Consider the following 8,234-nt stretch of genomic DNA (forward strand, 5'->3'; position numbering starts at 1 on the left):
CGCAGATTCCGGGCCTTCAGGGACGGCGCCGGGCCGCCCGACGACGCGCTCGCCACTGCTCCTCCACCGCCGCGCGGTCGGCGGTCTCGAGCCCGAGCAGCTCCTTGATTTCCTCACCATTGATGGCGGGTGCGTCACCGACGTTGTTGTTGAGCTTGAAGTAGACCTGACGGGCCTGGCCGTCGAGGGCGCGTCCGCGCGCCACGATGCCGGTCAGCTCCTGACGGGTGTACAGATAGCCGTACTTCTCGGCCACGCTCGGCTCGCGGCCCTGCAGCTGCTTCATGAAGCCCTCGCGGTTGCGGCCGTGCAATCGCACGATCGCGACCGGCGCGGTGAGGGCCACCGTGTCGTCGACCGACGCGGGCGTCCGGGGGGCGTCCACCGAGACGTAGGCCAGCCCGCGCGCGCTCAGCAGGCCCAGGGTCTCCTCGGCGTGGGCGGGCAGCCAGGAGGCGTCGCGGAACTCGACTGCGATGGTCGTCCCGGGCAGCCGCGCCGGCAGGGACGCCAGGTACTCCAGCGCCGCCTCCCCGTACTTCACCCAGGGCGCCATCTGGAACAGCACGTAGCCGAGCTTGCCCGCGTCGGCCAGCGGCTGCAGGGCCTCGCGGAACGTCGCGAAGGCCCAGTCGCGCGCCTCCGGGCCGAAGACCCGGTTCTCGAATCGCCCGCGCGCGTTCGGCCGGGCGGAGGCCGGCAGCATGGGGAGAAGCGGCGGCGGCAATCGCGCCGCGTCGAGGTGGTGCCCGGTCAGCAACGCGTAGGCCTTCACGCTGAACAGGAAGCCGGGTGGCGTGCGCTTCGTCCAGAGGACGGCGTTCTGGGCCGAGAGCGGGGCGTAGAACGTCGAGTTGACCTCAACGCAGTCGAAGAACCGGCTGTACCACCACAGCCGATCCTCGGCGGTCATGCTCTTGACCGGGTAGAACGACCCCTCGTCGAGCATGCTCTTGTCCTGCCACGCGCAGAGGCCGACGCGATACTCGGTGACGACCGGGCGGTCGGGGTGGTAGCGGATCAGCGGGGGCGCGGGCGGTGGGCTATCGGGAGACGACTTCGGCATTGGCGCGGCGCTCGCCCAGCCCGAGCCGGCGATGGAGCGACGCCAGCGATGCGGGGGCCCACCAGTTCCACCGCCCCATGAGCCGCATCGTGGCCGGGACCAGCAGCGCCCGCACGATGGTGGCATCGATGACCACCGCGAGCCCGATGCCGATGCCCACTGCCTGGATGATCACCGACCCCGCGGTCGCGAAGCCGAAGAACACCGCGGCCATGATGGCGGCGGCCCCCGTGATCAGCCGGCCGGTGGACTCCAGCGCCTCCGCCACCGCGTGCGCGGTATCGCCGCCGCGCTCGTACTCCTCCCCCACCCGGCTCAGCAGCAGCACCTCGTAGTCCATGGACAGGCCGAACACGAAGCAGAACATGATGATCGGCGTCGCGGTCTGGATCGGGCCCGGCGTGAATCCGAGCCACGTCGCGAGATGGCCCTCCTGGAAGATCCAGACCAGCGCGCCGTACGAGGCGCTGATGGACAGGAGGTTCATGATCACCGCCTTCAGGGGCAGCAGGACCGAGCCGAGCAGCAGGAACAGCACCACGTAGGTGGCGAGCATCACGAGGCCGACCACGCGCGGGGCGTGACGGGTGACCAGGTCCACGATGTCGAGATCGAACGCGGTCTGCCCGGTCACCAGCACCTCCCCGCCCATCGCCGGATGCGACGAGCGGATCTCCTGCACCAGCGCGCGGGCCTCCGCGCTGGACGGCTTCAGCGGCGTGGACACCACGAGGAGCGCGAGCCGGCCGCCCACCGTCTGGCGCAACAGCTGGCCGACGCCGGGCGGAAGCAGGCTGGCCGGCGTGGTGGCGAGCTGCTGATACTGCTCGCGGGTCACGCTCGGATCGAGGTCCACCAGACTCTCCACCCGGCCCACGCCGGGCCGCGCGATGAGCCAGCGGCTGAGGTCGTAGAGACGGCCCACCCGCTCGCCGGTCAGCGGCGAGCCGTCGGGATACTGCACGACCACCAGGATGCGGTTGCTGTCACCCCCCGGGAAGTGCTCGCGCAGCGCCTCGTCGCCGCGCCGCGAGACCGCGGAGGGGGGCAGCGCGTTGACGTCGCCGGACCCGACCCGCAGGTGGATGAACGGCAGCCCCAGGATCACGAGCCCGGCGGACACCGAGAGGAACACCAGCCACGGATGGTTCATCACGGTCACCGCGACGCCGTGCCACAGGCCGCGTCCGGTGCGCGACCGCTCGGGATGGATGAAGGGCAGCCGCAGCGAGTTCACCCGCGGGCCGAGCACCGCGAGCAGCGCGGGCAGCAGGGTGAGCGCGTACACCACGGCGAGCGTGACCACCACGGTGCCGGCCCAGCCGATCGAGCCGAGGTTGCCGAGGCCGAGGAAGACCATGCCGAGCAGGCCGATCGCCACCGTGAGGCCGGAGAAGAGAATCGCCCGCCCGGCGGTGGCCATCGTGCGCGCGAGCGCGTGCGGACCGTCGTGGACGCGGATCTCCTCCCGAAAGCGGCTCACGATGAACAGCGAGTAGTCGATGGCCACCCCGAGCCCGATCATGGTCACGATGTTGGGCGCGTAGACCGATACCGACGTGTAGCGGGCCATCAGCAGGGTGGCCGCGATGGCGCCGGCCATCGAGAGCGCGCCCACCGCGAGCGGCAGCAGCGCGGCCACCACCGAGCCGAACACCAGCAGCAGCAGCACCACCACCACCGGCAGGATCACCAGCTCGGCCCGGCGCAAGTCGGCGCGCGTGACCTCGGTGAAATCGTGATTGAGGGGAATGTTGCCGACCGGCAGCACCTCGAGCGTGTCGGTCTTCACCTTGGCCCGCAGCGACGGGTACACGTCGGGGGGGAGCACCGAGAACTCGAGGAGGGAGAACGCGGCCGCCTCGCCCTTGAGCTCGACCACGGCCAGGGCGCGCCGGCCGTCGCGCGAGATCAGCTCGGTGGCGGGCACGGCCAGATCGTGCGCGGGCGGGTCGTACGCGGTGACCACGCGCGCCACCCGCGGGTCGCTCCGCAGCGGGGCCAGCGCGCGCTCCACCTCCTGACGGAAGGCGGGATCGCGCGCAGCGCGTGTGGAGCTGCTGAAGATCAGGCTGAACGAGGGCGGCCGGCCCGGCAGCTCACGGCCGATGAGGTCGAGCGCGCGGCCCGACTCGGTGGTGGTGGGGACGTCGGTGGTGGCGAGGCGGCCTCCGTGGACGATCAGCCAGCACGACGGCAGGAGGCTCAACAGCGCGAGGACGATGACGGCAACGCGAACGCGATGTACGTACCGACCCCACCTCGCGAGCATAGGCTCATATCGTAACCCGGATCGCGGGCGAGCCGACGGACTACGCGGCGGGCGCGGTGCTCTCCACGCCGCGCGCCGCGGTCGCGGCCACCACGCCGCCGGTCAGCAGGAGCGCGCCCGCGAGACTCCAGAATACCGGGCGATAACCGCCCAGCACGGTGTAGAGCACCGCCGCGCCCACCGGCCCGAGCGCGCGAGATCCGTTGGCGCCGAGCGCGATCGCCCCGCTGATGCTCGCGTAGTGCGCGGGGCCGAAGACCTCGGCGAGCGTGGTGGCGCGCGCCAGCGTGGCCATGCCGTTGGCGGCGCCGAGCACCGCGATCACCAGCGTGAGGCCGCCGGGCAGCGACGGCGCCAGCGCCACCAGCGCGAGGCCGAGCGCCTGCACCAGGAAGACCGCCATGGTGACGCCGAGCGCGCCGAATCGTCCCCCCACCGCCACGAACAGCAGCCGGCCCGGGATCTGCATCGCGCCCATCCAGCCGATCGCCATTGCCACCGCGGAGGCGGCGTGGCCGTGGGCCACCAGGTACGGAATGAGGTGCAGTGTCACCGCCGCGGTCGAGAAGTTGCCGATGGAGAACGCGACCGCGAGCGCCCAGAAGATCGGCGTGCGGGCCGCGATCGTGAGCGGCGTGCCGGCGTCCCGATCACCGCCGGCGCCCCGCCGGCCGCGGCCGGCGAGGTGAGGGGGCTGGCGACGGAGCACGATCGCGTGCAGCGGGATGGTGAGGACGGCGAGGATCGCGGCGAGGCCCAGCAGCGCGTGCCGCCAGCCGGCGCGCTCGAGCAGGCCGGCGGAGACCGGCATGAAGATCGTGCTGGCGAGGGCTCCGGCCAGGGTGACCGCGGTGAGCGCGCGGTCGCGATGGCGCGTCGGGAACCAGCGCACCACCGCCCCGAAGGCGGGCTCGTACAGCGTGGCGGCCAGGGCCAGGCCCATGAGGATCCACACCGCGTAGAGCGCGCCGAGGCTGTGCACGTGCGACCACGCCACCACCAGCGCGGCGCCGAGGCACGACCCCAGCGTCATCAGGGCCCACGGGCCGCGCCGGTCGAGCCAGCGGCCCACCGGCAGCGCGGCCAGCGCGGCCACCGCCATGCCGACGGTGAACGCGCCGGTGATCGCGACGCGCGAGGCGTTCAGGTCGCGCTCCATCGAGGCCAGGAACACCGGGAAGCCGTAGTACATGATGCCCCACGAGACGATCTCGGTGATCGACAGGGCCGCGACGACGGTCCAGCCGTAGCTCAGAGCAGGCGCTCCATGATGAGGACGTCGACCCAGCGCCCGTCGAGCCGTCCCTGCTCGTGGTAGACCCCGACCGGCGAGAAGCCCATCTTGCGGTAGAGGGTCACGCCCGCCTCGTTGCAGGGAAACGTCGCGAGCACCATCTTGTGGTAGCCGAGCGACTTCGCGAGGGGCAGCAGGTGCTGCAGGAGCGCGCGCCCCACGCCCCGCCCGCGCCAGGCGCGCTCCACGTAGACCGACAGGTCCACCACGTGATCGTACGCCGGACGGGGATTGAACGCGTTGAGGCTGCCCCAGCCGACGATCTGCCCGGCGCTCACCGCCACCACCACCGGATGCCGGGCCGCGCGCGCGGCCATCCACTGCCGGCGCTCGTCGGGCGTGCGTCGCTCGGTCTCCAGCGTGGCGATGCGGTCCTCGATCCCCTGGTTGTAGATGGCGCAGATGTCGGCGGCGTCCTCCGAGACGGCCGCGCGGATCGAAACGTCTCCCATGCGCGTCGTGCCCTCCTGCCCGGCAGTCTGCCCCGCCGGTGTCAATAAGGGAAATAGATTGTTCTCATGCAAACGATAAGGAATACTTTCCAAGCGATGGACCTGAACCCGATCCACGTGCGGACCCTGCGCGAGATCGCTCGCCACGGCAGCTTCTCCCGCGCGGCCGAGAGCCTGCATCTGAGCCAGCCCGCGGTGAGCCTGCACGTGCGCCAGCTGGAGGCGCGCTGCGGCACCCCCCTGCTCGAGCGCGTGGGCAAGCGGGCCTTCACCACCCCCGCGGGCGCGCTCCTGCTGGAACACGCCGGCCGCGCCTTCGCCGAGCTGGAGGCCGCGCAGGAAGCGCTGCGCCGACTGCGCGGGGTGGTGGCGGGACGGCTGCGCCTCGGCACCGGGGCCACCGCCAGCATCCATCTCCTGCCCCCGCTGCTGCGGCAGATGCGGGCGCGCTATCCGGAGATCGAGCTGATCGTGGTCACCGGCAACGCCCCCGACATCGCGGCCGCCATCTCCGACAACGAGCTGGACGTGGGCCTGGTCACCCTGCCGGTGACCGGGCGGCAGCTCCTGATCACCCCGCTGCGGCGCGACCCGCTGGTGGCGGTGGGGCCGCCGGGCCAGGCCTGGCGCGGCCGCGGCGGGCTCACCGCGGTCGAGCTGGCGCGCCATCCGCTGATCCTCTACGAGCGGGGCGGCACCATCCGGCGCGTCATCGACGCGTGGTTCCGTCGCGGCGGCGCGCGGCCGCGCGTGGTGATGGAGCTGGGCAACGAGGAGGCGATCAAGAAGCTGGTGGGCGCCGGGCTCGGCGTCTCGGTGAGCCCGGCGATGGCGGTGCGTGACGAGGTGCGGGCCGGCGCGCTCCAGGCGCGGCCGCTCTCCCCCGCCCTGGTGCGACGGCTCGGGCTGGTGCGGCGCCGCGACAAGGCGGAGACGCCGGCGCTGCGCGTGTTCCTGGCCGCGGTGGCCGGCCTCAGTGAAAATCGTGCGAGGGCACACTCGCCAGGCGATGCCGCAGCGGCCAGAGCCGCTCGGCGCGCACCGAGGTGACATTGTCCTGACGCTGCAGCGTGCCCTCGATCAGCAGGAAGGACTCCTCGACGAGGGCCAGGCGGTGACGGTGGAAGAGCGCGGGGCGCACGATGACGTTGATCAGTCCCGTCTCGTCCTCGAGGTTGAGGAACACGAACCCCTTGGCGGTCCCCGGCCGCTGCCGCACCACCACCGCCCCCGCCACCTTCACCCACGCTCCGTGACGGAAGGCGGCCAGGTCGCTCATCCGCGACACCCCCATGCGGCCGAGGCGCCCGCGGGAGAACGCCATCGGATGCGGGCCGAGGGTGAGGCCGGTGCCGTCGTAGTCGGCCACCAGGCGCTCCGACGCGCTCATCGTCCGCAGCGGCGACGGCTCCCGCGTGGCGGCGAGGCCCTCGTAGAGCGCGCCGGCGGGGCGGCCGGCCCGCTCCGCGGACCAGAGCGCGGCCCGGCGCTCCGGCTCGAGGCTGGCGAGCGCGCCCACCTGGGCGAGGCCGGTCAGCTCGTCGCGACGAAGCCGCCCGCGCTTGACCAGATCCTCCATGGAATCGAACGGCCGCCGCTGCCGCTCCGCCTCGAGCCGCCGCCCCGCCTCCTCGCGTAGCCCACGGACGTAGCGCAGCCCCAGGCGCACCGCGCCGTCCGGCTCGACGGTGCAGAGCCAGCCCGAGTAGCTCACGTCGGCGGGCCGCATGGCCTGCCCGTGCCGTCCCGCGTCGCCGACGATGGTGGCCGGATGGTAGAAGCCCATCGGCTGGTTGTTGAGCAGGGCGGCGTAGAACGCGGCGGAGTGATGGGTCTTGAGATACGCGCTCGCGTAGGCGAGCAGCGCGAAGCTGGCCGCGTGCGAATTGTGAACGATCAGATCGTTGGCGACGAAGTTGTGATCCTCTTCCACGGTGAGATCGTAGGTTTGCCGCATTCCCTCCGGTTCCACGCTGACAACTCGATCCCAGTACACCTCCGAATTCGCGAGTCTCTTCATTTCTACTGAATCGAGCACCGGCAGAACCCGAGGTGCGGCGATCTGGTCTTCTGGTTGGAGACTACCGAGCGGTTTCCAACCGCCTAGAGTGAGAAGCAGATGGTCCGGGGTGGCCACCAACTCTCGTCCCAGCGCGGTGCGTAGACGATAGACGACCCGGAGTCCGCTGGCGGTGGCGGCGAGAACCCGCCGCTTGCGGATCTTCAGCTCTGAGTCGCAGGCCAGGGTGTGCTGGAGCGGAATCCGTCCCTCCACCACGTCTTCGATTCGGACCCGGCGACCGGTGTCGGCATCGATGATCCGGGTATCGCCCACCACGCACTCCGGGAAGCCGTACAGGGCGAAGGCGGTGATGGAGTGGATGATGGCCTCGGCCGCGTCGCCGGTGATGCCCCGGAGGGCCATGCCCGCGCGGAGCTTCACCTCCACCTCGCGCATGGCGCGCTCCGAGCGCTTGAAGCCGAAGGCGCGCCGCAGCTCCTCGGCCTCGCCCCCCGTGAAGCCGGCGGTGGCCATCGCCATGCGGAGCAGCTGCTCCTGGAAGAGCGGCACCCCGAGCGTGCGGCGCAGGATCGGCTCGAGATCCGGATGCGGGACCGTGACCTCCTCGCGCCCGGCGCGGCGCCGCAGGTAGGGATGCACCATGTCGCCCACGATGGGGCCGGGGCGGATGATCGCCACCTGCACCACCAGGTCGTAGAAGCGCTCGGGGCGGAGCCGGGGCAGCGTGGCCATCTGGGCGCGGCTTTCCACCTGGAACACCCCGATGGTGTCGGCCTCCTGGAGCATGCGGTAGACGACCGGGTCCTGGGGCAGATGGGCCAGGTCCACCGCCCCGCCGCGGCGGCGGATCATCTCGAGCGCGTCCTGCAGCAGCGACATCATGCCGAGCCCGAGGAGGTCGACCTTCACGATGCCGAGGGCGGCACAGTCGTCCTTGTCCCACTGCACCACGCTGCGCCCGGGCATGGTGGCCGGCTCGAGCGGCACCACTCCGTCGAGCCGCCCCTGGGCGATCACCATGCCGCCGGAGTGCTGGCCCAGGTGCCGGGGCAGGTTCTGGATGCGGCGCCAGTACTCGCCGAACAGCCGCAGCCGCCGCTCGTCGGGGTCGAAGCCGGCGGCGCGCA

The 8,234-nt window shown here is 71.8% G+C and carries 6 protein-coding genes; 1 reads left to right on the forward strand and 5 read right to left on the reverse strand.

What is annotated here, in order from left to right; genetic code table 11:
• Positions 1–16: 16 nt before the first annotated feature.
• Genes VKN16_00680 through VKN16_00695 form a run of 4 tightly spaced genes read right to left on the reverse strand, consistent with a single transcriptional unit; the run spans position 17 to position 5,084 of the window.
• Positions 17–1,066 carry a DUF72 domain-containing protein gene (locus VKN16_00680; GenBank protein ID HME92713.1) on the reverse strand — a complete coding sequence of 350 codons (1,050 nt, stop codon included), beginning with the start codon at positions 1,064–1,066 and terminating at the stop codon, positions 17–19.
• Positions 1,044–3,338 carry an MMPL family transporter gene (locus tag VKN16_00685; GenBank protein ID HME92714.1) on the reverse strand — a complete coding sequence of 765 codons (2,295 nt, stop codon included), beginning with the start codon at positions 3,336–3,338 and terminating at the stop codon, positions 1,044–1,046. The genes VKN16_00680 and VKN16_00685 overlap by 23 nt, the downstream gene beginning before the upstream one ends.
• A 40-nt stretch (positions 3,339–3,378) precedes the next feature.
• Positions 3,379–4,530, reverse strand: a complete 1,152-nt coding sequence (locus VKN16_00690; GenBank protein HME92715.1) for an MFS transporter — start codon at positions 4,528–4,530, stop codon at positions 3,379–3,381.
• 59 nt (positions 4,531–4,589) lie between these two features.
• Positions 4,590–5,084 carry an arsinothricin resistance N-acetyltransferase ArsN1 family A gene (locus tag VKN16_00695; GenBank protein ID HME92716.1) on the reverse strand — a complete coding sequence of 165 codons (495 nt, stop codon included), beginning with the start codon at positions 5,082–5,084 and terminating at the stop codon, positions 4,590–4,592.
• Positions 5,085–5,180: 96 nt separating this feature from the next.
• Between VKN16_00695 and VKN16_00700 the strand changes: the two genes are divergently transcribed.
• The gene (locus VKN16_00700; protein HME92717.1) at positions 5,181–6,134 is read left to right on the forward strand and encodes a LysR family transcriptional regulator; all 954 of its coding nucleotides are present in this window, start codon (positions 5,181–5,183) and stop codon (positions 6,132–6,134) included.
• Here VKN16_00700 and VKN16_00705 read toward each other — a convergent pair.
• The coding region (locus tag VKN16_00705) for an OB-fold nucleic acid binding domain-containing protein (protein ID HME92718.1) at positions 6,058–8,234 on the reverse strand (2,177 nt) is incomplete at its 5' end. The genes VKN16_00700 and VKN16_00705 overlap by 77 nt on opposite strands.

The sequence above is a fragment of the Candidatus Methylomirabilota bacterium genome (assembly GCA_035315345.1).
Taxonomy (GTDB): domain Bacteria; phylum Methylomirabilota; class Methylomirabilia; order Rokubacteriales; family CSP1-6; genus CAMLFJ01.

Bases quoted from the DNA above. Each gene is read 5' to 3' on its own strand.
- VKN16_00680 (HME92713.1), bottom strand. From the start codon at position 1,066: ATGCCGAAGTCGTCTCCCGATAGCCCACCGCCCGCGCCCCCGCTGATC.
- VKN16_00685 (HME92714.1), bottom strand. From the start codon at position 3,338: ATGCTCGCGAGGTGGGGTCGGTACGTACATCGCGTTCGCGTTGCCGTC.
- VKN16_00690 (HME92715.1), bottom strand. From the start codon at position 4,530: ATGTACTACGGCTTCCCGGTGTTCCTGGCCTCGATGGAGCGCGACCTG.
- VKN16_00695 (HME92716.1), bottom strand. From the start codon at position 5,084: ATGGGAGACGTTTCGATCCGCGCGGCCGTCTCGGAGGACGCCGCCGAC.
- VKN16_00700 (HME92717.1), top strand. From the start codon at position 5,181: ATGGACCTGAACCCGATCCACGTGCGGACCCTGCGCGAGATCGCTCGC.